Genomic DNA, 23,522 nt, shown 5'->3' on the forward strand with positions numbered 1-23,522 from the left:
TTCAGTCAGGCGGGGTTGTTTGAGGCAAGGACAGGGGTAATGGTCTGGTGCGGGATCATGGAGCGGCCGTCCAGTCCCGCGCAGGAGGCTGCGGCGGTGCGGCCGGCGAAGGCCGCGGCTTCTCCAAGGGGGAGTCCGGCCGCCACGGCTGCGAGGAGGGCGCCGTGGTACACGTCGCCGGCGCCTAAGGTGGACACGATGTTGGCCGGCGTTGCTGGCACGTGGACCGCCTCACCGTCGTCGGCCAGAACCCAGGCACCTTCGGACCCGGCGGTGGCGACGACGGCGGAGGCACCGTCGTCGACCGCTTTCCGGAGGAGGGCCTCGACGGCGAGGTCCTCGCCGTATTCCGCCCGGAGCCGTTCGACGGTGGGGACGTACAGCGTTACACCGCGGGGACTGAAGGAGGGGATGGGGTTGCCTGCATCGACGCTGAGGGTGAGGCCGGGGACGCCGGCCACCGCGTTCCAGCCCAGATGGTCCGCGTGGACCCAGGCCGCAGTGTCCAGCAGTTCGTGAAAGCGGCTGCCGGAAGGGAAACTGACCGGCGGCACCGGGCGTGTGACGATGGCCCGGCTTTCGGTTGCCTTGCTGACCACAATAACGCTGGCGCCGGTTTTGACGCTCGCGTCGCGGATAACTGCTGAGGTGTCTACGCCTTCTGCTTCCAGTCCGCTGATGATGCGGTCGCCTTCCTCGTCCGTGCCCAGGACTCCGGCGAAGGCCGTCCGGGCACCGGCGCGGGCTGCTGCTACAGCAGCGGTTGCGGCAGGGCCGCCTCCCGCCGTCACGAAGTCTGCAGCAACGGTGCGGCTGTCCGCAGCCGGGTAATCCTGGACCAGGGCAATGGAGTCAAAAGTGGCACAGCCTACGAAGAGCAGGGTTCCTGTTGACGGTTGGGGCACGATCCACCTCGTTGTAGTTGCGGCTGGTACTGAAGAAATATACACACGCTATGTTGGAATAACAACACTTTCTGTATAGTTCTGTTTGGGATGCAACGCCGCGGTCCCCAGAACTCAACGTAGAGAAACGGAGCAGCTCATGTCATTGCCTACTGCGGAAACCGTCCGAACCATTCGTTACGGCCTCATCGGGGCCGGACACATGGCCCGCGAACACGTACGGAACCTCGCCCTGATCCCAGGGAGCCAAATCAGCGCAGTCTCCGATCCCCAGCCGTCCTCCCTTGAGCAAACCGTGGCCGAGATCGGCTATGAGGTGCAGACATTTCCCTCACACCAGGAACTGCTGGCCTCGGGCATTGTGGACGCCCTGGTGATCGCGAGCCCCAACGACACGCACCTTGGCATCCTCAAAGACATCTTCGCCAGCGGCACCAACCTCCCCATACTTGTGGAGAAGCCGGTGTGCACCACGGCGGAACAGGCGGACGAACTCGAGACGCTCGCGGCAGACTACCCGGCGCCGGTATGGGTGGCCATGGAGTACCGCTACATGCCGCCAGTGCAGGAGGTCATCCAGGCCGCGCACAACGGCAAGCTAGGCAATATTTACATGCTCTCCATCGTGGAGCACCGGTTCCCCTTCCTGCATAAGGTGGACGCCTGGAACCGCTTTGCTGAGCGGACCGGCGGAACCCTGGTGGAGAAGTGCTGCCACTTCTTTGACCTGATGCGGCTGATCCTTCAGGACGAGCCCACCCGCATCTACGCCAGCGGCGGACACGACGTGAACCACATGGACGAGGTTTACGACGGAAGGATTTCGGACATGATCGACAACGCCTACGTGCTGGTGGACTTCAAGGGCGGCCGCCGCGCCATGCTGGAGCTGTCGATGTTCGCCGAAGGGTCCAAGTTCCAGGAGCGGATCTCCATTGTTGGAGATGCCGCCAAGATCGAGACCCTCATCCCGGTGGCGGCCAACCACTGGATCGAGGGCGACGAGGCGGAGGCACTGGTGGAGTTCAGCCCACGCTCACCGCTGGGTCCGGAAACGCATGAGGTTCCCGTTGATGAGGCCGTCCTTGCCGCCGGTGCGCACCACGGCTCCACGTACTATGAGCACCTTGGCTACCGCCGAGCAATCCTGGGGGAAGGGCCCGTGGAAGTCACCGTTGCCGATGGCCTGCAGTCTGTGCGGATGGGCCTGGCCGCGGAGCGTTCAATTATCGAAGGACGCCCCGTGGACCTTGCCAATGCGGGTGCCGGGGTGCGTCACTAAGTACATTTATGTTGGAATTGCAACACCCCGCCCGGCGCTAACGTCCGGTAAGGGAAGCAGGGAGAAGGGGATATGAGCATCTCACAGGACGAGGCGCCGCTTACGCCCCGACAGCGCACAATACTGGACGAGCTGGAGCGTCGGGGGTTCATCTCCACCGCTGACCTGGCCGAAACGTTTGCAGTCTCGGATATGACGGTTCGGCGCGATACCCGATTGCTGTCCCAACGGGGCCTTGTCCGCGTGGTTCACGGCGGCGTGAGCGCCGTCAATGCGGGCGGCCAGAACGCGGACTTCGCGGCCAGAGTTCGTGAGGACTCCGACGCCAAGCTAAGGGTGGCACGGGCATGTATCTCCCTGATCAAGGAGCGCGATGCGATCATCCTGGACGCCGGCACCACCACATACCAGATAGCGCACGAGCTGCCCACCTCTTTCACGGGGACGATCATCACCCACTCGGCCCCCGCCATCCAGCGGTGCCTGCAGCTGACGGCCGCGCGCACCATCTGCCTCGGGGGTGAATTACTGCTGGACAGCCAGGCCTTTAATGGGCCCATGACGGTCTCGGCCGTCGCCGGGCTTCGTGCCAAGACGGCTTTCATCGGCGTGAGCGGGATCCATGACGAGGCGTTCTACATTGAGCGTGATGTGGAGCGTGCCACCAAGATCGCACTGATGAATTCGGCTGAGCAGGTGGTGGTGGTCGCAACGCATCAGAAAATGCTGAGGTATGCATTGGCGCGGCTTGCAGCTTTTGAGGCGGTCGACATCCTGGTCACGGATGCGCCGCCCCCGCGAGAGATCGAATCCGCGCTGCGTGCAGCTAACGTCAAACTGATTGTGGCACGGTGACTGCCCGGCTTCGGGTGAGCCTGCCAGACCAAAAGCTGCTGCAGGCTATGGAGCCGTCATCCGATGTCGACTTCCTGCTCTGGGACCTGGCCGGACCTGCGCCGGCGGAGCAGTTCGATATTGTGGTTCCGCCCTATATGGGCAAGCCGGACGCACTGGCAGCGCTGAGTGGACTGGCGGTCGGGCTGGTCCAGAGCCAGTCCATTGGGTACGACGGCGTGGCGACAGTTCTACCCGCCGGTTGCCTTTTCGCCAACGCAGCCGGTGTGCACGAGGCTTCTACAGCTGAGCTTGCATTGGGGATGATGATAGCCAGCCAGCGGGGAATTCCGGAGTTTGTCCGGAACCAGGCTACGGGAACCTGGCATAACAGCCAGCGCCCCAGCCTGGCAGACCGCCGGGTGCTCCTGGTGGGCTATGGGGGAGTGGGGAAGGCTATCGAAGCCAGGCTTCTGCCGTTTGAAGCGCAGGTGACACGGATGGCCAGCCGTGACCGCGACGATGAGCAGGGCCGGATCCATGGGATTGATTCGCTGCACGAGCAGTTGCCGCTGCATGACATCGTGGTGGTCAGTGTTCCGCTAAACGAGTGCACCCGTCGACTGGTGGATCAACGGTTCCTGGCGGCAATGCCTGATGGAGCGCTTCTTGTAAACGTGGCCCGGGGACCGGTGGCGGATACCGATGCGTTGCTGCGCGAGACGGCGTCCGGAAGGTTGCGGGCCGCACTTGACGTGACCGACCCCGAACCGCTGCCCAGCGACCATCCCTTGTGGAATATCCCCGGTGTATTGATCACACCGCACGTCGGCGGCGCGAGTTCGGCCATGTTTCCGCGCATGGTCCGGCTGATCCGCAAACAGGTCGCGCTGTTGCTGGAAGGCAAGAATCCTGTGAATGTGGTTCTGGGTGTGCCTGCTGCTAGCAATTAGTGATTGGTGGATTGGGGCTCGGGCCGTTGCGGTGCAGATGCAGCCGCAACGGCCTTGTCAGTCTCGCGGTATTTGGCAGGGCTGGCGCCTTAGCGGCGGATCCGGTCCAGGACGCCGTCACGGACACGCCGCATTGTTTCCGCATCCTTGGCTTCGACGTTCAGGCGAAGCAGCTCCTCCGTGTTGGAGGCGCGCAGGTTGAACCACCAATCTCCCGTATCATCAGTGATGCTCAGGCCGTCAAGGTCCTCTACGGTGACACCGCTGAGGCTTTCGAAGGCGGCGCGTACCCGGGCTACAGTGCTTGAAACGCCATCGACGGAGGTATTGATTTCCCCGCTGGCGCTGTACGGCTCGAACTCGCGGACCAGCTCAGACAGCGGTAGCCGCTGCCCCCCAAGTGCGGCGACAACGTGCATGGCCGCCAGCATCCCGGTATCAGCGTTGTAGAAGTCGCGGAAATAGTAGTGGGCCGAGTGCTCCCCTCCGAACACCGCTCCTTCTTCTGCCATCCGGGCTTTGATGAAGGAGTGCCCCACCCGGGTGCGGACAGGCCGCCCACCTGCCGCGGCCACGAATTCAGGTACCGCCTTGGACGTGATCAGGTTGTGGATGATTGCGGGTTCCGACTCTCCGGCGGCCTTGGCGCGGAGGATCTCGCGGACGGCGATCAACGAGGTTATGGCCGACGGGGTCACGAGCTGACCCTTTTCGTCCACCACAAAGCAGCGGTCAGCATCGCCGTCGAACGCCAGTCCGAGGTCAGCTCCATGGGCGATGACCGCGGACTGGAGGTCGCGAAGGTTGGCCGATTCCAGCGGGTTGGCGGGGTGGTTAGGGAACGTCCCGTCCAGTTCGAAGTACAGGGGCACAATCGTCAGCGGCAAAGCCGGCAGCAGCCGGTCTCCGAGGACGGCAGGGACCGTCAGGCCCGCCATGCCATTGCCTGCGTCTACCACTACCTTGAGTGGACGTATGGTGTTCAGATCCACGAGGGAGCGCAGTCTTTCCGCGTACCCGGGCAACACGTCCAGTTCCGCCACGGCTCCTCGTCTCTGAGCCCCAGGGATCCCCTCATTGAGGTAGTGCTGGGCGAGGTCCCTGATCTCATTCAGTCCGGAGTCAGAGGAGACGGAAAGGGCGCCCGCCTTAGCCATCTTGATGCCATTGTATTCGGCCGGGTTGTGGCTTGCGGTGAAAATCACCCCCGCCGCATCAAGGGCGCCGCAAGCGTAATAGAGCTCGTCCGTGGAGATGAGGCCCAGGTCCTTCACAAGGGCCCCGCGCTTGCCGGCGCCCTTCGAGAACGCCCTGGTAAAGATAGGAGACGACGGCCTCATGTCCCCACCGCAGAAGATCGTCTGTCCGGAAAGCCCCAGCACGTCCACAAAGGCGGCTCCAACGGCCTCTACGTTCTCAGCGGTAATGGTCACGCCGACGATGCCCCGCACGTCGTACGCCTTGAATGACGCTGATAGGTCCATGGTGCCCCCAAAGGGTTGATTGCTGGCGAACAACTTCTGTTGGAAATTCAACATCAGCATATCCGGAGCGGACGTAATGGGACGAATTGAGTGCACGCTCGGGTGAGATGGAATGGTGTCGGGCTGGTAGGCCCTAACAAGGCAGTAGCAACCCCAAGTTGCACTCCTTGCCCCCAGTCAACCCGCGGGCGGACTCCCTGTGTTCTCTGTACACACCCTTTTCGGGTGTCCTTTTGACGGCGTGTTACGCCACTGGATGTTTCCGGTAACAGAAACATAGAAGAATCCTCTTGTTACCGGAAACAAGTTAGGCTAGCGTTCATTTCCGGCAGGGTCATTCCTTTACAAAGGAGGTGCTTGCCTCACCGGTTTGTGCTGCACCCTCAATGTCATGCCGTGCTTCTGCCAATCCAACATGGCCAGACCGTTCCTTGTCTGGTTGGAGGGAGAGGCCGACTGCCTCGCCGCTTCCCTGAACAGCCTTCCCACACTGTCGAAGCCGCGGACGGCAGCTCCATGATCACGCACCGTTTCGAGACCCCGTCGCAGAGCATTCAAAGGCAATGCACCGCTGATTGTCGCTTCACACTCGCAGCACCATGATCAGGCGCGCCTACCGACAGGAGGCTGTCGTCCCGAAGTGATAGACCGCGCCCAGCCGGCAAGGATCACAGATCCGGGTGCTTGCCTGCAGTCAGATTCACCAGCGCTTTCTTTGCGCACTTGCCCCCATCGCAATCTCACTACAATCCCCAAAGGAAGGGCCATGAACAAATCAAGGACATGGAGAACGCTCGGAGCCGTCGTCGCCGCGGCTGCAATGCTTGCAGGAGTTGCAGCTCAGGCCTAGGCCGCAAGGCTCGATCCTGTACGAGCTGCCGAACAACGAACAATGCCTCAAGGGTCGGGGCAACTGTGCGGTCTACCCAAAATCCGCCCAGCTGCCCAGCGGCCGTCTGGTGGCGGCCTTCGAAAAGTCCACGGTCGTGGCCTCATCCGGGGCAGCCACAGGCCAGACGTTGCCCATCTACAAGAGCGACGATGACGGAACGTCATGGCAGCCGCTTGCTGAAGTTAAGGCTCCCGCTTACCTCTCCAGCGACCCGCAATATGCCAAGTACACGAGCAACTGGACGAGCTCTTATCTCTACACGCTCCCGGAGAATGTGGGCAACTTGACCGCCGGCACGCTGCTGCTGGCAAGCGTCGTCTCCGGCGAGGACTACTACTACACGGAGCGTAAGGCCGCCGACCCGAACTGGGTCCCCACGAACGACGGGGACCGGAAGGACATGGCAATTGCCCTTTACTCCAGCACTGACGAAGGCACCACATGGAAGGTCGTCAACGTCATTGCGACCGGTGGCTGGCAGGGCGGCAGTGCCGGCGCTACCGGGGTGAATGTCGCCAAAGCCAACACCTACCGGCAGGTGGATCCCGTATGGGAGCCGTACCTGATGGTCCATGACGGAAAGCTCGTTGCCTACTACTCGGATGAAAACGAATACATCGGCTACGACCCGGCGACCGGTGTGGCTGTCCTGGACCCAAACAACGACACGGCTGCGGACCCCCAGACGCAGATCCTCGCCCACAAGACGTGGGACGGAACCGGTACGGCATGGAGCGCTCCCGTCGTCGACATCGCCGGTAAGAATGTGACCTCCGGCGGCAAGACCTATATTGGCGGCGGGCGTCCGGGGATGACGAATGCTGTTCCCACGACCGATGGCAAGTGGTTCATCACCTATGAGTATTGGGGCGGCGGCGCTAACGTCAGGTTCAAGATGGCCGCTGATCCGCTGAAATTCTACGCCGACGGCGATGCTGACGGCGAAGAGATCAGCCGGGCAGACGGCAAGCAGGGCCTCCTGCCCTTCGCGAGTGGTTCAGGCGGACTGTCCTGGGGCGGCAGTCCAGTCGTCATCAATCTCCCCGACGGACGCTTGGTGTACAACGCCGCCGGAAGCGGAGCCGTATGGGTGAACGAGAGCGGACGCAGCGACGGCGTCTGGACGAAGTACCAGACCTCGCTGGGAAGCGGCTACAGCCGCACCCTGCAGTATGTCGCTGGCACCGGGCGAGTCCATATCCTGCAGGGAACCTGGGACGGAGCCACCGCCACAGCCATCATCCGCCACGCCGACGTCGACCTCGGACATACCGAAGGCGTGTACTACCGGTTGGTAAACCGCAAGAACGGCCAGGTCATCGGCACGGGCGGGAATACCACCGACGCAAACATCGGCAACGCCGACGTACCCGATGTTAAGCTCGAAGACCTTGGGGCAACGTCCAAGCCTGACACCCAGTACTGGCACCTGGTTACCAAGGCTGATGGAAAGTCGACCCTGCTGAACAAGGCCGGCGGCCGCGAAGCGGCTATCTGGACTGGGAACGCCACCATCGGCCAGCGAATCGGGCAGTGGGTCGACCACTTGGCCGGCTGACTTTGGAATGTCACTCAAACATCGGACGGCTACTACACCTTCCAGGCTGCAAAGAACCCGAACGCGTACCTGACAGGCCCATCAGCCGGTGCGCCGCTCACGTTGCAGAACGCGACCACGGACGGCTCCCAGGAATGGCAGCTCGTCAAAGACCCTGCAACGGCTCCCGAGCCAAAAGTGTCGTTGACGGTTTCCGGTGCTGATCCGAACGCTGCAGGTTGGCGCCCCGGGCCGGCGAGCGTCGCGCTGGCGTTGAATGAGGGTGTGCAGGCCGATATCGAGTACCGTCTTGGTGTGGGAGAGTGGCAGCCCTACAGCGCACCCGTCCAGGTGTCCGGCGACGGCGAGACGGTCCTGTCCTACCGCGCAGTGGTTAACGGGGTCCCCGTGGAGAACTCCGGCGGTGCAGAAACTATCCGCATCGACGCGACCGCCCCGACGGTGGCCTTGGTCGGGGGCCCGACCGGTGACTACACCTTTGGCCATGACGCGGCAGCACCGACCTGCGAAACCGCGGACGCGGTCTCGGGCCTGGCCTCGTGCACTGTCACCGGGGGAGGGGCCACGGTAGGGGGACACACCTACACCGCAACGGCCACTGACAACGCCGGTAACGTCAGCACCGCTGAGCTGAAGTACACCGTTCTGCCTTGGACCGTTAGTGGTTTCATGGCACCGGTGGACATGGCAGGGGCCTGGAACACGGTCAAGGGCGGAAGCACTGTTCCGTTCAGGTTTGAGTTGTTCGACGGCGCGACCGAGCTCACCGACTTAAGCAAGGTCAAGTCCTTCAGCACCGCGAGCGTGGCCTGCCCCGGCCCGGGAGCGGTGACCGATGAGATCGAAACCGTCACGACCGACGTGACGGGCCTGGTGTACCAGGACGGGCACTTCCAGCAGAACTGGAAGACGCCCAAGAAGGCAGGATCTTGCCTCCAGGTGACCATGACCGCTCAGGATGAAACCAAGCTCACCGCAAACTTCATCATCAAATAATCAACCACACATCCGGCGAGAGGGCCAGAACGGCGAAAACGCATCTGGCCCTCTCGCTGCATCAGCATTGACAACAGCTGAAAACCGAACAAGGAGTATGGCCATGACCCCCGAAGCAGCAGGACTCCCACCTCTGACGTGGACGGCAACCGAAAGCGAAGCGGAATACAACCACGCCGATTCCACTCTGACCCTGACAGCCGCGCCAGGAGTTGATTGGAGTAACGATTCCCTCGGCGGAGAGCAGCAGCACCGTGCATCGGCACTTGGCTTCACCGCGCCGACATCCTTTTCGCTGTCTGCCAGGGTCAGGGTTGAGTCGCCTCGGACGACCTTCGACGCCGGGGAGCTGAGTCTGTGGGCGGATCAGGATCACTGGGCCAAGCTCTGTTTCGAATACTCTGCCCACGGCGAGGCCATGGTGGTCAGCGTGGTGACCAACGACTACTCGAACGACTGCAACTCGGCTGTTGTTGCAGATCCATGGGCCTACCTGCGTGTATGCCGCGTGGGCCCTGCATGGGCCTTCCATTCGTCTTTTGACGGCAAGAAATGGAGCTTCGTCCGCCTGTTCCGGTTGGATACGCACAATCCAGTCCACGTCGGTTTCCTGTCGCAAGCGCCGTTGGGTGAGAGCTGCGTGGCGAGGTTCGACGAGATCCATTTCACGAGCAAAACACCCTCCGATGTGCGAGACGGTAGCTAGCGCCGCGACTCTTACTCCTGTCAGTGCTGACGTGAAGGGAGCTACTTGTGCCCCGCGGTGCCTGGTGCCGGGCCAGTGGACCTGCGCGTGATGAGCTGCGATGTCAACCCCGTTGACGATGGCGGGGTGAAGCCCTCGATCTGCCCCAGCAGTTGTTGGACCGCGTTCCTGCCCTGCGCGGCGAAGTTCACCCGTAAGGTGGTGAGCGGCGGCGAGAAGTACCCGGCCTCGGGGATATCGTCGATGCCGGCGACACTGATGTCTTCGGGGATGCGGTAGCCCTGCTCGGTCAAGGCCAGCATGGCGCCCAGGGCCATCTGGTCGTTGGCAGCGACGACGGCGGTTGCCTCCAGTTTTCCGCGAAGGCCCGTTATTGCCTCGTAACCGGATCTGGCCGACCAGTCACCGTACACCACACCTTGGGAGTGAAGGGAAAGATCGGCGACGGCGGCTTCATAGGCCCTCCTCCGGTTCCGCGCTGCGGAATACGTGGTGGAACCCGCGATGTGGAGCAGGGTGCGGTGCCCGAGCCCGGCGAGGTGAGCGATGAGTGCCGGCAGGCCCACACTGGTCAGCTCGGAGCGGCGGTTGCTGAAGGCATCGTCCTCCTCGGCGGCAATATAGGCCGGCACCCGGAAATCGGCCGCTTCGAAGGCCTGGGTCATTTCATCCGTTGAGGCCAAAGCCAGCACCCCGGCCAGGTCGTGCTGCATGATTAGTTCCAGCGCGTCGTTGATGGCGTCCGCGTTGCTCATGTCCAGCGTCACGATGTCCAGCAGGTAGCCGGCCTGGCGTGCCGCGACGCTCGCTCCCTGCGCGATCTTGCTGGGTCCCACCTGGTCAATCTCATGTGTCAGTGCACCAATGCGCTGCGAGCGCCCGGTGGTCAGCGACCTCGCCGCCAGGTTGGGGCGGTAGCCGAGCTCCTGCAGGGCATCCATCACCCGGGTCTTGGTTTGGGGGCGGATGCCCTCGTAACCCCTCAGCAACCGGCTCACCGTCTGATGGGACACGCCTGCTACGCGGGCAACGTCATAGATAGTGGGGGGCTTGGCAGGAGCGCCCTCGGCAGCAGGATCGGTGGATCCGGCCTTGGCTGTCTCTCCCGGCGTCTCCCGAACCATCCGGCCTCCCCTCGGCGCATCCTGCAGTGTCATCCGACGCAGGCAGTGGATCCCTTCCACTGCAGCGAGTTTACCGGAAACATTTCTTCTTGGCATCTATTGTTTCCGGTAACATCCTGCCGTAACGTATCTCACACAACACTTTCGAGCACGACGACGGAGTACACGTTCCATGACTCTTTCCCAGCCCTTGCACCATCCCAGCGGACTCCTATTTGGTGTGGCGTACTACCCCGAATACCACCTGACCCACCGCCTTACCGAAGATCTGGACCTGATGCACAGTGCCGGGATCAATGTGATCCGGGTGGGGGAATCCGTATGGTCCACCTGGGAGCCCCGGGACGGGGAATTTGATCTCGCCTGGCTGGCTCCCGTCCTGGATGCTGCCCATGAGCGGGGCATCCAGGTGATCCTCGGTACGCCAACCTACGCCATCCCGCCTTGGCTGCAGACGGCGCATCCGGAGATCGCTGCTGAGCGGCGTCCCGGTGAAAAAATCCCGTGGGGCGCACGCCAGGAAGTGGACTACACGAATCCGGCTTTCCTGTTCCACGCCGAGCGGGTCATCCGAGCCGTGCTGGGCCGCTATGCCGGGCATCCGGCAATCATCGGCTACCAGGTGGACAACGAGCCAGGCCTTGAACTGTTCCACAACCATGGTGTTTTTGTGCGCTTTGTCCGGTCCCTGAAGGCGCAGTACGGCGACGTCGAAACGCTGAACCGCGAATGGGGCCTTACCTACTGGTCACACCGCATCGGCGACTGGTCCGAGCTGTGGCGCCCCCACGGCAACACGTTTCCCCAATATGACCTGGCCTGGCGGCGCTTTCAGGCCGAACTGACCACGAACTTCATTTCTTGGCAGGCAGGACTCGTGGCCGAGTACAGCAGGCCGGACCAGTTCGTCACCACCTGCCTGCAGTACCCACGGCGGGCCCTGGATGACCAGAAACTGTTTGAGAACCTCAACATCGGAGCCGGCAACCCGTACTACGGGATGCAGGAGCATCTCAACGCAGCCCGGAAGCTTGACCAGCCCAACTACTGGACCACCACAGGCGTCGCACGACTGTTCCGGCAGGCGGACCGGATGTATTCCTCCAAGCAGTCCCGCTACCTGGTCACCGAAACCAACGCCCAGTCCATCGGTACGGGTGACCAGAACTTCCCGCCGTATCCGGGCCAGCTCAAGCAGTCCGCCTACGCGCTGGTCTCACGCGGTGCCGCGATGATCGAGTACTGGCACTGGCACACCCTCCCCTACGGAGCTGAAACCTACTGGGGCGGTGTGCTGCCGCACAGCCTGAAACCAGGAAGGGTGTACGCCGAAGTGGCAGACATCGGAGCCGAATTCAAGCAGCTGGGGAAGACGCTGGACGGGTACGAACCGGATGCTGACGTGGCAATCCTGTGGTCCAATCCCAGCCGGTTCGCCATGCAGTTCATGCCGCCGCTGCACAGCAAAGGAAAGGGCGACGACGAATCATACGAACGCATCGTGGACGCCTTCCATCGCGGGGTCATCGGCGGGGGAGGCCAGGCGCGGATCCTCCACGTCAGCCAGGCGCACGAATCCGGCGCGGCGGAGCTGGCCCGGGCGTTTCCCATCCTGGTGGGCGCCGGCCTCTACATCACCTCGGACCAGGACCTCCAGCTCCTGCGGGACTACGTCCGGCTGGGCGGGCACCTCATCGTCGGACCGCGCACGGCCTATGCCGACGACGAAGCCCGGGCCAGGGTGGCCGTCGCCCCGGACACCCTGAGCGGACTGGCCGGCAGCTGGTACGAGGAGTATTCCAACCTTGAAGCCCCCGTGCGGGTCATCAGTGCACCCGGCGGGCTGGACCTGGACGAGACAGCCTACGCGGAAGCCTGGATCGACGGACTCCAGCTGGACGGCGCAGACGTCCTGGCCCAGTACGACCACCCCCGGTTCGGGGACTTTCCCGCCGTCACCACCCAACAGCATGGCCACGGCCGGATAACCATGGTGGGCTGCGTCCCCACCACCGGACTGGCCCGCGGAATCTTCAGGTGGGCGGCCCCGACCGCCGTCGCTGAAGAACTGGCCGGGGACCTCCACCTGCCGCTGTATGCGTCCTCGGGACAGGTATCCGACGGCCGGCGCGCCTGGTTCATCTTCAACTGGGGATGGGACAAGCAGGAAATCACCCTTTCGCTCCCCGTCCTCGACGCAGTCTCCGGCACCAGCTACGAGGCAGGAACCAATCTCTCACTGGGCGCGTGGTCAACGCGTACATTCCTCAGCCGGTGAGCACTACCGGATCGACTGATCCAACTTCACACAAAAAAAGCACAGAAAGAGCCACGATGAAGAAGGCCTCAACAACAGCGGCGGCCATGGCCGTCCTCGCCGGCATCACCGGATATATGATCACCGGCTGCTCGCCCGCGGGCAGCACCACGCCGGCCAAGGACGCCGCACCGGTGGCCAGGGAAGAATTCGACAAGGCCATGCAGACGCCCACCAAGCTTACGTTCTGGACCTGGCTCCCGGACGTGGACCAGGAAGTGGCCCTGTTTGAGAAGAAGTACCCGCAGATCGACGTCACCGTTGAGAACGTAGGCCAGGGCGGGGAGCACTACCAGAAGGTCCGCACCGCCCTTAAGTCCGGCGAGGGCGCCCCGGACGTCATCCAGGTGGAGTACCAGTACATCTCCTCGTTCAACCTCACGGATTCACTGCTGGACCTCCGCAGGTATGGCGCGGATGACATCAAGGATGACTACGTGGGCTGGGCCTGGAACCAGGTGTCGGACGACAAGGGCGTCTGGGCCATCCCGCAGGACGTGGGACCCATGGGCAACCTGTACCGCAAGGACCTCATGGAGAAAGCCGGCCTCACCAAGGCCCCCGCAACGTACCAGGAGTACGCTGACGCGGCCAAGGCCGTGAAGGAAAAGACCGGCGCGTACATCTCCAACCTGCCCACCAATGATCCCGCCCAGGTGGTGGGGCTGTTGTGGCAGGCCGGCGTGAAGCCCTTCGGGTACGACGGCGACAAGACCGTCAGCATCGACGTCAACAGTGCGAAAGCCAAGGAAGTCCTGGGTTACTGGCAGGACCTCATCCAGAAGGACCTGGTGTCCGTGGACGCCGACTTCAACGACCAGTACTACCAGGGCCTGGCCAGCGACAAATACGCCGGCTGGCTCACGGCAGCCTGGGCGCCCATCTTCCTCCAAGGCACCGCGGCGGACACCGCCGGCAAATGGAATGCAGCCCCGCTGCCGCAGTGGGAAGCAGGCCAGAACGTCTCCGGCAACTGGGGCGGTTCCTCGGACGCCGTCCTGAAGACCACCAAGAACCCCATCGCCGCTGCTGAACTGGCCAAGTTCATCAACCACGACGACGAGTCCACCGCCATGTTCGCCAACAAGCAGTTCCTCTTCCCGGCCGCCAAGAGCGTCCTGGAAGACCCGGCGTTCACCGGCAAGAAGGTGGACTTCTTCGGCGGCCAGGAGGTCAATAAGCTCTTCGCCGGCATCGCCGACACCGTGGACACCGACTTCCAGTGGCTGCCGTTCACCGACTTCGCCTACTCCTCCTTCAACGAAAAAGTGGGCACTGTGATCGGTGCCAAGGGCGATCTGGGCGCGGCCCTGGACGCCTGGCAGGCGGACCTTGAGGGTTACGCCAAGGACCAGGGCTTCACCGTCAAGTAGCCCGCACCCGGCGGGAGGCAGCACCCACGCCAGCCTCCCGCCGTCGGGCCTTTTCAAACCTAAGGAATTACCAGTGGCCAGCAACACCCTTCCGGCGGCCAAAGCCGCCGGCCCCCGCAGGCGGCGCGCCTCAGCGTCGCGCCGCACCCAAACCAGGGCGGCATACCTTTTTGTACTCCCGTTCTTCCTCGTCTTCGCCGCGATGCTCATCGTCCCCCTGGGCTACGCCGGCTACCTCAGCCTCTTCAAGAGCCAGCTCATCGGAGGCCTCTCCTTCGCCGGCCTCGCCAACTACGCCGAAGCCCTCAGCGATCCCGATTTCCTGGGCGGGGTGGGCCGGATGAGCCTCTTCCTGCTGGTCCAGGTCCCCATAATGCTGGGCGTTGCCCTGTTCCTGGCCCTCGCACTGGACAGCGGCAGAGTCCGCGGCGGCAAGGCCCTGCGCCTGCTGTACTTCATGCCGTACGCCGTGCCCGGCGTCGTGGCCACGCTCATGTGGGGCTACCTCTACGGCCGGGATTTCGGGCCCTTCGCCCAGATCTTCCAGTCGCTGGGCATGGGCGCGCCGGACTTCCTCAGCCCGCAATCCGTCCTGGGCTCCATGATGAACATCGTCACGTGGGAGTTCGTGGGCTACAACATGATCATCATGTACGCGGCGCTGCGCGGCATCCCCAGCGAGCTCTACGAAGCAGCGGAGATCGACGGCGCCAGCCAGTTCCGGATCGCCTGGAACATCAAGATCCCCGCCATCCGCCCAGCGATCATCCTCACGGTCATCTTCTCCATCATCGGCACGTTCCAGCTCTTCAACGAGCCCAGCCTCCTGGATTCGATTGCCCCCGACGCCATCACCAACGGCTTCACGCCCAACTTCTACGCCTACAACCTCGCGTTCGTGAACCAGGACGTCAACTATGCGGCGGCCATCGCGTTCCTGCTGGGCGGCGTCATCGCCGTGATCTCCTACGTGGTGCAGCTGCAGACCCAGCGCGCCGAACGCAAGCAGCGAAAGAGCATGCCATGACAACCAGCACCGCACCCCTCGCGGCCCCCACGGCCGTTCCCGGCACAGAGAAGCCACGCACCTCGAAGCGCCAGCGCGGGATGGAACGCAGCACGCTGCTGACGGTCCTGCTTTGGCTGTGCGCCGGATACTTCGTCCTCCCGCTGTTCTGGCTGCTGATCGCCAGCACCAAGGACAACGCGGACCTGTTCTCCACGTTCGGCCTGTGGTTCGGGAACCGGTTTGCCCTGTGGGAGAACCTGGTGTCCGTGTTCACGGTCCGCAACGGATTGTTCCTTCAGTGGGTGCTGAACACCGTGCTTTATGCTGGCCTCAGCGCTGTGGGGGCCTCGGTACTGGCCACCACCGCCGGGTACGCCTTCGCCAAGTACAGGTTCCCCGGCGACAAGCTCCTGTTCAGCATCAACCTCGGCGCCATCATGATCCCCCTGACCGCCCTGGCCCTGCCCACGTATCTCCTCTTCAACAGTGCAGGCCTGACCAATACCCCCTGGGCGGTGATCCTGCCCTCCCTGGTCAGCCCGTTCGGCGTGTACCTGATGCGCGTCTACGCAGCAGACGCGATCTCAGATTCACTCATCCAAGCCGCCCGGGTGGACGGCGCTGGTGAATTCCGGATCTTCTGGCAGGTGGGATTCAGACTCCTGGGCCCCGGCGTCGTAACTGTTTTCCTCTTCGCACTCGTGGCCACGTGGAACAACTATTTCCTGCCACTCATCATGCTGAACAGCTCGTCCCTGTATCCGCTCACGGTGGGACTGGCCCAGCAGCAGGCGGCCAGCGCGGCCGGAGGCGGCGCGCAGGCCCTGTTTTCCACCGTCATCACAGGCTCCCTGGTGAGTATCGTTCCGCTGATCATCGCCTTCCTGGTGCTGCAGCGGTACTGGCAGGCCGGGCTAACCACTGGTGGCGTCAAGGAATAGCAGCACCCGCAGGAAGCCAGGGAGAGGCGTCGAAGGGGCCTCGGCCGGATTCTTTCCAGAAAGGGGTGGCATATTCAAAAATCGCCAAGGCGGGACAGGTAGGTTGCGCAAGTTGCCCCCTGTCCCGCCAGGTAGCATCCGCCATGGTGTGCCATCTACGACCGTTACTACGACGGCATAGCCGCACGCAACGCACTTAAGGATTCAGCTGACATCTGCCGTACGCTGACAGCAACGAGGCCCTGATCGGTGTCACTAGCTTCCTTGGTTGTGAGTGGGAGCCAAACTTTCAAGGACCGCTTGCCATTATCAGAGTTAGTCATCGAATCGGTCAGCCTAATGGTTCGCCCGTTGTCTCATCTACATTGTCAGTGTCAGCCGGCGGTGCCTCGTAGTGTCGCTTTCAACAATGGTCTGGAAGGCAGGTGCTCTCGTGAATGATCCCTCGTTCGTTAACTACGTAGCCACTCAGCTGGCTGCTCTTCCCGGGGGTGCTTGCGGTGTCGCTGGGAGGATCTCGAGCATCCGGCACACATGGGCCCGCAAGTGACTGGGACTTCGCACTCTGCTACCGGGAGGGTTTCGAGCCTGCTGATCTGCGGGCGCTCGGCTGGGAAGGAAGCGTGTCGGAAATCGGCGGTTGGGGCGGCGCCGTCTTCAACGGCGGCGCCTGGCTGGAAATCGAAGACCGGCGCGCAGATGTCCACTACCGAGACTTGAACGTCGTCGAACATGAGCTGGCCGAAGCGCGGCATGGCCGCATCCGGAATACCCGCAGCTTCGGCGCGAAGCTGCACCGCCTGTTTGGCGCGATCGGGCCGACCTCACCTTGACGTAAGCGCGCACCGCCTACGCCGACGCCGGGAAGCTTACGGAGCTGGCAGGTGCGCTGCCACATCAGCGGTGATGACCGCCCACGCTGTGATGGCCGCCCGCGGTGAGTGCTCACCAAGAGAAACGGCTCCTCGAACGCGCGGGGTTATGCGACTTAGACGACCTCATCACGGGCCTGCGGGCCGACCCCTCCGTTCCCACGGACAACAGCATCGAGCAGGTTCCCAATGTTGTGCGAGTATTTGCGGAGTTTGGGGAACTTTCGGCTGGCCACGTACCGTTGCAGGCGATAGCCAGCTTGCACAGGCGCTCCAGGCCGGACGAGTATGGGCAGCAGGGACCTGAACTACGCACTTCACGTCGGGATGTACTCGTATGCTCCGATGAGGTCCTTTCTCTGCGCGACCACTGGCGCGGGGGATGTGCTATCGACGCCCGGTTCAGGCTATCGGCTAACTGGTATCGCTACTCGGGCGGGGAATCCGGGGTTATCAGTCGTGGTCCGGCGTGAGCGGTGGCGGTGGGCGGTCCCTGCCACATCGTGATGAAACGTGGGAGGTCTTTGCTCGCTCTGATGCGGAGGACAGGACGGACACCGGTGATGGCGGTTCCTTCCAGAACTGGACCAGGTGGCGCTCGACCGGCGATTCCACGACCTCGTCAAAGGCTGTGTCCCGGCCGGTGGCATGAAGCCGGGCACGGTAGCTGCCCTTCTCATCGCCCATAACCGTGCCAATAATCTTCATCTCCCAGCCTGTGGGCTCATTGAAGTAGGCCCGCCCCTCGGGGAACATCAGGGACACTTCGTGGATGTCTTCCCATCCGGACGCGGGTACCTCCGGTCTCGCACCGAGGATCTCCACCGTCAAGTCGACCGGCCCCGAATGCACTCCGGTGGAAACCAACGGAACCCTCAGCGGAATCTCCTGCCTCTCGCCACGCATCGACGCCTGTAGGGCAGCTACAGGATCTGCCGGACGAAAAGGCTCCACCACGAAATCCATGACATGCTGCCATGCCCTGATCATGAAAGCTGCCGATTCGATCACAGGCCTGCCTCTCAAGCAATGTGGACACGGAACGTGCCTGCTTCAATTACCTGCATTGGAACATAAAGGACGCTGGCCAATACAGAGCAAGTTCCGAGCGTCTCAGGTTCCAAGAAGGTGACAAGACTGGACCTAGCGTTGCATTGAGGGCCGTGAAAGGTCGAATCAGGATGCACCCAGGAGATGGCGGCAGCCAAAACCGACCCTTCGCGTTCCCCAAAAGGGACGTGCAGTATCGCGCGCAGTTTCTAGTCCCCGATAAAACGGTCGTTTTCGACACTCAGTGCGGTCAGTCAGGCGGCCAGATTCGGAACAGCATCATGAGCAATGGGGTTATCGGTCACCGGTACGCTTCGATGAAGATCCATTGGGCGTGAAGAAGGGCATGCTCCGTGAACCCTTTTGTGGCCAGCGTGCAATACACAGTGTGAGCACAGACAACGACATCATCAGGCGGTCCCGGGACAGCCCCGCAGTTTTCGGGGAGTTGTACGACAGACACGCGTCAATCATCTACAGATACGCCGCCAGAAGGGCGGGCAACTTCGCAGCCGACGACGTCACGTCCGAAACCTTCCTGGTCGCCTGGGAACAACTCGAAACCTACGACCTTGACCGGGAGGATGCCCGGCCCTGGCTTTCGGTGCCGCCACAAATCTGCTCCGACGGCAGTGCTACCGAGCTACGAAACCATAGTGCCATCGGCCCTGGAAACCGAGCTGGCATGAACGGCCTTCGTCTCGACCCTCAGGTACTGGCCGGGTCCCACCACCGGGTCGGAGGTCTGGATCGTTGCTGCCGCTGCGTTGTTCAGGACCTCGGCTGCTTCGGCGGTTGCTGCCGGACCACTGAGCCTGACAACGTCTGCCACGACGATTCCCCCCCCCACGAGCAGTGCCGCAGCTGCCGAAGCGACCAGGACCCGGCGCCGGAGGCGGATCGGACTGTCAGTGCCTTTGGCCTGCGTCTCAGTCATTGCCACAGAGGTTGGAAGCCGGGGCGACCTTGGCCATGACTTTCTCGCGGCCACGTGCCAACGTGGCCAGCGGTAGCCAGGCGCCTCATTCTCGGACACAATTGATGCTCATGAGCATCCGTGAGGCGCGGCCGAGCGATTTTGCAGCAGTCGACGAAGTGGAGCAGGAGGCCTTCGGCGATCATGGAACGCTCGTCGTGAACCTGATACACGCTCTTCGTCCGGTCGGGTCCGAGCGTGGCGGCTTGGAGCTGGTCGCCGAGGATGATGATGGCCGTGTCGTGGGCCATGTTTTGTTCTCGGCCGGACTGTTGGACGCCCCGTCACGCCTGGTCCCTGTCCAGGTCCTCAGTCCAATCGCTGTCAGTCCTGACCGTCAAGGGATGGGAATTGGAAAGCAGCTGATTACACATGGCGCCCAAATTCTCGGCGCGCGGAGGGTGCCGGCAATCTTCCTTGAGGGGGACCCTGGCTTTTACTCACGCGTCGGTTTCGTTCAAGCTGGCGACAGGGGCTTTCGCAAGCCATCGCTTCGTATTCCTGACGAGGCCTTTCAGCTGCTGCCCCTGCCCGCCTTTGAACCGTGGATGAGCGGCACCCTCGTGTACGCCGACCCGTTCTGGACGCTCGACGCAGTTGGTCTGCGGTGACGCCAACCGCGCTGCAGTCGCGCCCGGAACTGCCCCGATGCTCAGAGACGGCACGCCTCTACGAGGCGTACCACTCACCTGCCGCTTGACAGAAGGTAGAAGCCCCCAGGCCGGCCAGCCTCGCCAGTTTCTCGGCGAACGGAACTGCCCCGGCTTTTGTTGACTCGGGGTCTTAGGCCGCTCGGAGCGCGGTCCGGTTGATTGTTTCATATTCGATCGGGCGAGTTTCCCCAGCCGTCTCTGCCTGCGCCGGCGATGGTAGGTCCGTTCGATCCACGTCGTAATTGCCAGGCGCAGCTCGTGTGGGCTGGGCCAACGGTCCAGTAACTGCGCACTTCTTCGCCCAATTTAAGTTTCATTGCATGGGGTCGGCGGAGGTCGACACGGCGCGGTTTGATCGAGTAATCCGGTGGCACAGTTGCCTTCCTGTCGCGCCCACTTCCAGCATTGGTTGGCTCACCCATGGCCGCCTCCAGGTGAAGTCAAAGGACAAGCCCCCCGCATACCAAGGCACTGCCTGCACGGACGCCCGTGGCTGACGTGCCCGCCCTTAGTTGGCCCGTTCGATCAGCTTCATCACGCTGGTGAGCGTGGCCGCGTAGGAAGGATCGGTGGCGTAGCCCGCAGCGGCCACGGCACGTGCGAACGCGTACGGGTCGCCAGTGTTCTGGAAGGCATTCCGGTAGCGTGCATTGCTGCGCAGGAAGTTGCCGTGGTCCCCGAACGCCTCCTCGGCGGAGCTGTATGCCCTGAACCAGTCTCTGACCACGTAGTTGTATTTCCCGTCGGGCCTCGGCGTCACCGAGATGACGTCCGGGAACTGACCGTTGGGATGGTTGAGCACCTCCCGTGTCTGCAGCAGCTGCCGCTGTGATTCCGGAACCGAAGCCTTGGCCTTGATGCCGAAGAAGTTGAACCGAGGAGCCTTTTTGCCCCAGCCCGACTCCAGCGCAGCCTGCCCCAGCGTCACCAGCCACGGAACCCCGCTCTTTGGCTGGCCCCGCTGGGCCTCCGGGGCGTAGCGGCGGACAAAGTCGCGGACATGGGCCGGGGCCGGGCCGGCCGGCTTGGGTGGAGCGGGCGACGGCGGAACAGGCGACGGCGGTTGAGGGGCGGGCGGTGCCGGGGCAGTACCGCCGCCGATCCCCGGCACGCCGCTCTGAAACAGCGGACTGGGGTTCCTGGCCCCTTCCCAGCTGAGGTCCACGTGGATGTGGTCGGTGTGTTTGTTGGCAAGAGTGTAGGGCCGCCAGCCCTCTGCCCGGCGCGCCCAGCTCCACTGGTTGTGGTTCCAGATGATGTAGGCCACCTGCAGTTCCACGGCGTTGCTCTGCATCCATGCCACATAGGCGTCCGCCTGGGCTTTTTCGGCCGGCCGATCAACCCGTGCGTGCAGGTCGATGGAGCGGCCTTCGCCGTGTAGTGACGGGGTGCCCGCCTCGGTTTTCCGGCAGTTGAACGTCCCAGCCTGCCGGCCGGTCAGGCGCCGCCACTGATCGGCCATCGCCCGTGCCCCGGGCTGCTCGCCGGTGGCACAGCGGGTAAAGGTGCCGCGGACTACCCGTCCTGCGGCCCCGTCCGACGTCTGCGGTGCCGGTACGGGCGGCGGGCTGGCTTTCCGGCCGGCCCGGTGCGCGTTGATGGCAGCCAAGGCAGCGGCTCCGGCGGCGCCGGACAAGTACGTCCATGCCGTCCATTTGCCACGCACGTCGATGTGGGCAAAGCTGCTGCCAATGCCGACGCCGATGCCGTCACCGAGGGCATCCACTGCGGCTTTTGCGATGTCCAGCCCGGTCATGCCCGCCACGGTGATGTCGGCTGCCTGCCCGCTGCAGTGCCTGCTGAGCGTGGGCTTCTTTGGCGGCCGCGCGTTGCGGTAGACCGCCACGTTGCGTTCCCACGAACGGTAGCCCGAGGTGATCCGGACCGGCCGTCCCACCCGGTCGCGCAGCTTCTGCAGAGCTGCCACCAGCGCGGGGGAGATACGTGCCTTGTCGGCATACTGGTTGCCGCTGAACACGAGCTCACCCACCGTGAAGTTGGGTGAGAGTTTTTCGCTCCGGACAGCAGCGCCGGTTTCATACAGCGGCAGGCCGGTGTTGTTCGGGTCCCAGTGTTCCTCGCCCTTGCCGGTCCTGCCTGAGGTGGGGCTGAGCGAGACTCCGGAGGGGAAGACCTCGTGCTCGCCGATGTCCTCGGACTCCGCTTCCGCGGCCGCGAGTTTCCATTCCGCATCCTCGGCCTCGCCGGCTTCAGCGTCCCGAGCATCGGCCTCACCGGTGTCTGTCTCGCCGGTGTCTGTCTCGCTGTCGTTGGTTTCGCCGAAATCTGCCGCTTCGCCCGGCGCCTCTTCCACAGCGGCTTCCCCTGAATCGTGAAAATCAGGCATAGTTCCACCAGTTTCCGCTTCATCAAAACGCCAGCCGGTATCCGCGAAAAACAGGTCTTCGTCGTCTGTCTCCGCCTCCCTGGCGATGGTGTATGGCAGCGCCGCACCTGAATCTGCCAGCAAGCGCCAGCCGAAACGTCGCGGAATGTCGTTATGCGGCACCCTTGTGGCCTCCACGCGGAAGGACGGCGGAGCAGCCAGGGACTTTAGCGCCTTAGCCACTCGCTCGCTGTGGCGGGCGGTGGGCTCACCCGGCCGGAAAATCACCCGCAGCGCACCGCTTCCGGTGCCGACCCGCCGTCGTGCCCACTCGATCAGCGCGGACGGGTCCGAGTACAGCGCATCGAAGGTGTGGACTTCGTCGGGGTCCGTTTGGCGCAGGATGGCCATCAGTGGGGCCCCGCCGCCGGAGTGAGCAGTGATGATGAGTTTTCCCTGGCCCGCACTGGAACCGGTCTCCTTGTTAAAGGCTGCCAGTGCATCCGCTACCAGCTTTTTCAGGGCGGACGGCTTGGTGAGCTCCGGGAAGGAGTAGCCCGAGCCGCTGTTGCCGCCAAAGTAATTCCCGCGGGGCAGGATCGCCAGGATGGGCGTGGTCCGGCCCGGCACCCCCGGCTGGTCCGGGTCCGCGAAGTCCAGCCCGCTGGCCGGCTCCTTGTCCCGGATGATGCTCATCCTGGCGCGTTTGCCCGAGTAGCCGTGCAGGTGGACCACCACATCAACTGTCTGCACGCCCTGGGGCATGCTGTTCCACTTCAGCAGCAGGTCCGGCGCCGTGCCCTTGTGCGCGCGAAGCTGCGGCAGCCGGTCCACCACCAGCTGCCCTGGGGGAATGGTCGCGGCTTGTTCCGCTTGGAAGGGCTGGCTTTCAGTGTCTCCTTCCAGGGTTCCCGCCTCCAGATCCTCCTGCACTTCCCAGGTGGTGGCGCCCGCGTCTTCCTGGAGGTCCGCCGCCTCCGACCACGACTGGAATGCCGAGTCTTCCTGTTCGCCCCAGGTGAGGCTGTCATAGTCCTCGGCCAGCCCGCCACGGCTTCCGTAGTCGCCGGACTCGTAGACGTCCGGCTGGTACTCGTCACTTGTGTACTCTTCGCCGGCGCGCATTTCCGCCAGCGCCTCGGTAGGCGCCGACGGGTCCTGCAAAGCGAAGACGTCCTGCTTCAACGGCCAGCCGGGCTGTTCCTGATGCGCCTCGCCGTCGCCGTTGAGCGCGAAGAGTTGCGCCACTGAATAGTCCTCCATGACATGGC

General features: G+C 63.3%; 18 protein-coding genes and 3 pseudogenes. 14 read left to right on the plus strand and 7 right to left on the minus strand.

From position 1 onward, the window contains the following. Positions 1–5: 5 nt before the first annotated feature. Entirely contained in the window at positions 6–905 is a 900-nt protein-coding gene (locus J7E82_RS13960) for a PfkB family carbohydrate kinase (protein WP_214863648.1), read from the minus strand. A 139-nt stretch (positions 906–1,044) separates the two neighbouring features. Between J7E82_RS13960 and J7E82_RS13965 the strand changes: the two genes are divergently transcribed. From J7E82_RS13965 to J7E82_RS13975, 3 genes are all read left to right on the plus strand, one after another. Then, positions 1,045–2,187, plus strand: coding sequence for a Gfo/Idh/MocA family protein (locus J7E82_RS13965; RefSeq protein WP_214863649.1), 1,143 nt, complete (start codon positions 1,045–1,047; stop codon positions 2,185–2,187). Between the two features lie 72 nt (positions 2,188–2,259). Then, positions 2,260–3,042: a DeoR/GlpR family DNA-binding transcription regulator gene (locus J7E82_RS13970; RefSeq protein ID WP_214863651.1), complete on the plus strand. Its 783-nt coding sequence runs from the start codon at positions 2,260–2,262 to the stop codon at positions 3,040–3,042. Then, the gene (locus J7E82_RS13975) at positions 3,039–3,974 is read left to right on the plus strand and encodes a 2-hydroxyacid dehydrogenase (RefSeq protein ID WP_214863653.1); all 936 of its coding nucleotides are present in this window, start codon (positions 3,039–3,041) and stop codon (positions 3,972–3,974) included. Before J7E82_RS13970 ends, J7E82_RS13975 begins: the two co-directional genes overlap by 4 nt. Before the next feature lie 89 nt (positions 3,975–4,063). Here J7E82_RS13975 and J7E82_RS13980 read toward each other — a convergent pair whose 3' ends face one another. Beyond that, entirely contained in the window at positions 4,064–5,458 is a 1,395-nt protein-coding gene (locus J7E82_RS13980) for a phosphomannomutase/phosphoglucomutase (RefSeq protein WP_214863655.1), read from the minus strand. An 833-nt stretch (positions 5,459–6,291) separates the two neighbouring features. Here J7E82_RS13980 and J7E82_RS13985 point away from each other — a divergent pair. The 3 genes from J7E82_RS13985 (at position 6,292) to J7E82_RS13995 (ending at position 9,610) form a co-directional block, all read left to right on the plus strand. Then, positions 6,292–7,908: a sialidase family protein gene (locus J7E82_RS13985; protein ID WP_214863656.1), complete on the plus strand. Its 1,617-nt coding sequence runs from the start codon at positions 6,292–6,294 to the stop codon at positions 7,906–7,908. Positions 7,909–8,010: 102 nt separating this feature from the next. Beyond that, the gene (locus tag J7E82_RS13990; RefSeq protein WP_251041885.1) at positions 8,011–8,904 is read left to right on the plus strand and encodes a PxKF domain-containing protein; all 894 of its coding nucleotides are present in this window, start codon (positions 8,011–8,013) and stop codon (positions 8,902–8,904) included. A gap of 103 nt (positions 8,905–9,007) precedes the next feature. Next, positions 9,008–9,610, plus strand: coding sequence for a DUF1349 domain-containing protein (locus J7E82_RS13995; RefSeq protein WP_214863658.1), 603 nt, complete (start codon positions 9,008–9,010; stop codon positions 9,608–9,610). A gap of 41 nt (positions 9,611–9,651) precedes the next feature. Here the strand turns inward: J7E82_RS13995 and J7E82_RS14000 are convergent, their stop codons facing one another. Then, a complete protein-coding gene (locus J7E82_RS14000; protein WP_214863660.1) occupies positions 9,652–10,794 on the minus strand; it encodes a LacI family DNA-binding transcriptional regulator in 1,143 nt (380 codons plus the stop codon). Between the two features lie 112 nt (positions 10,795–10,906). Between J7E82_RS14000 and J7E82_RS14005 the strand changes: the two genes are divergently transcribed. From J7E82_RS14005 to J7E82_RS14025, 6 genes and pseudogenes are all read left to right on the plus strand, one after another. Then, entirely contained in the window at positions 10,907–13,012 is a 2,106-nt protein-coding gene (locus J7E82_RS14005) for a beta-galactosidase (protein ID WP_214863662.1), read from the plus strand. Positions 13,013–13,068: 56 nt separating this feature from the next. Further along, entirely contained in the window at positions 13,069–14,424 is a 1,356-nt protein-coding gene (locus J7E82_RS14010; RefSeq protein ID WP_251041886.1) for an ABC transporter substrate-binding protein, read from the plus strand. Positions 14,425–14,497: 73 nt separating this feature from the next. Beyond that, entirely contained in the window at positions 14,498–15,451 is a 954-nt protein-coding gene (locus J7E82_RS14015) for a carbohydrate ABC transporter permease (RefSeq protein WP_214863664.1), read from the plus strand. Further along, a complete protein-coding gene (locus J7E82_RS14020; protein WP_214863666.1) occupies positions 15,448–16,374 on the plus strand; it encodes a carbohydrate ABC transporter permease in 927 nt (308 codons plus the stop codon). The genes J7E82_RS14015 and J7E82_RS14020 overlap by 4 nt, the downstream gene beginning before the upstream one ends. A 491-nt stretch (positions 16,375–16,865) precedes the next feature. Further along, a pseudogene (locus J7E82_RS21320) lies at positions 16,866–16,997 on the plus strand (nucleotidyltransferase domain-containing protein); the annotation flags it as partial. Continuing rightward, entirely contained in the window at positions 16,998–17,207 is a 210-nt protein-coding gene (locus J7E82_RS14025) for a hypothetical protein (RefSeq protein ID WP_214863668.1), read from the plus strand. Between the two features lie 492 nt (positions 17,208–17,699). On the opposite strand, the gene J7E82_RS14030 is transcribed toward J7E82_RS14025, so the two are convergent. Next, a complete protein-coding gene (locus tag J7E82_RS14030) occupies positions 17,700–18,257 on the minus strand; it encodes a hypothetical protein (protein WP_214863670.1) in 558 nt (185 codons plus the stop codon). 385 nt (positions 18,258–18,642) lie between these two features. Here J7E82_RS14030 and J7E82_RS14035 point away from each other — a divergent pair. Further along, a pseudogene (locus J7E82_RS14035) lies at positions 18,643–18,837 on the plus strand (RNA polymerase sigma factor); the annotation flags it as partial. Positions 18,838–18,939: 102 nt separating this feature from the next. Here the strand turns inward: J7E82_RS14035 and J7E82_RS14040 are convergent. Next, positions 18,940–19,233 carry a hypothetical protein gene (locus J7E82_RS14040; protein WP_214863711.1) on the minus strand — a complete coding sequence of 98 codons (294 nt, stop codon included), beginning with the start codon at positions 19,231–19,233 and terminating at the stop codon, positions 18,940–18,942. 110 nt (positions 19,234–19,343) lie between these two features. Here J7E82_RS14040 and J7E82_RS14045 point away from each other — a divergent pair, with 110 nt between their 5' ends. Next, complete coding sequence (locus tag J7E82_RS14045) at positions 19,344–19,883, plus strand: GNAT family N-acetyltransferase (RefSeq protein WP_251041887.1); 540 nt, start codon at positions 19,344–19,346, stop codon at positions 19,881–19,883. A gap of 172 nt (positions 19,884–20,055) precedes the next feature. On the opposite strand, the pseudogene J7E82_RS14050 reads toward J7E82_RS14045, so the two are convergent. Next, positions 20,056–20,183, minus strand: a pseudogene (locus J7E82_RS14050) (IS3 family transposase); the annotation flags it as partial. A gap of 250 nt (positions 20,184–20,433) precedes the next feature. Further along, positions 20,434–23,514, minus strand: a complete 3,081-nt coding sequence (locus J7E82_RS14055) for a glucosaminidase domain-containing protein (RefSeq protein WP_214863674.1) — start codon at positions 23,512–23,514, stop codon at positions 20,434–20,436. Between the last annotated feature and the right edge of the window lie 8 nt (positions 23,515–23,522).

Source organism: Arthrobacter sp. ISL-30 (assembly GCF_018613855.1).
Lineage (GTDB): Bacteria > Actinomycetota > Actinomycetes > Actinomycetales > Micrococcaceae > Arthrobacter.

Coding starts and splice junctions, on each gene's coding strand:
- J7E82_RS14010 (WP_251041886.1), top strand. CDS start 13,069: ATGAAGAAGGCCTCAACAACAGCGGCGGCCATGGCCGTCCTCGCCGGC.
- J7E82_RS14045 (WP_251041887.1), top strand. CDS start 19,344: ATGAGCATCCGTGAGGCGCGGCCGAGCGATTTTGCAGCAGTCGACGAA.
- J7E82_RS14005 (WP_214863662.1), top strand. CDS start 10,907: ATGACTCTTTCCCAGCCCTTGCACCATCCCAGCGGACTCCTATTTGGT.
- J7E82_RS13970 (WP_214863651.1), top strand. CDS start 2,260: ATGAGCATCTCACAGGACGAGGCGCCGCTTACGCCCCGACAGCGCACA.
- J7E82_RS13965 (WP_214863649.1), top strand. CDS start 1,045: ATGTCATTGCCTACTGCGGAAACCGTCCGAACCATTCGTTACGGCCTC.
- J7E82_RS13995 (WP_214863658.1), top strand. CDS start 9,008: ATGACCCCCGAAGCAGCAGGACTCCCACCTCTGACGTGGACGGCAACC.
- J7E82_RS14020 (WP_214863666.1), top strand. CDS start 15,448: ATGACAACCAGCACCGCACCCCTCGCGGCCCCCACGGCCGTTCCCGGC.
- J7E82_RS13980 (WP_214863655.1), bottom strand. CDS start 5,458: ATGGACCTATCAGCGTCATTCAAGGCGTACGACGTGCGGGGCATCGTC.
- J7E82_RS14055 (WP_214863674.1), bottom strand. CDS start 23,514: ATGGAGGACTATTCAGTGGCGCAACTCTTCGCGCTCAACGGCGACGGC.
- J7E82_RS14040 (WP_214863711.1), bottom strand. CDS start 19,233: ATGACTGAGACGCAGGCCAAAGGCACTGACAGTCCGATCCGCCTCCGG.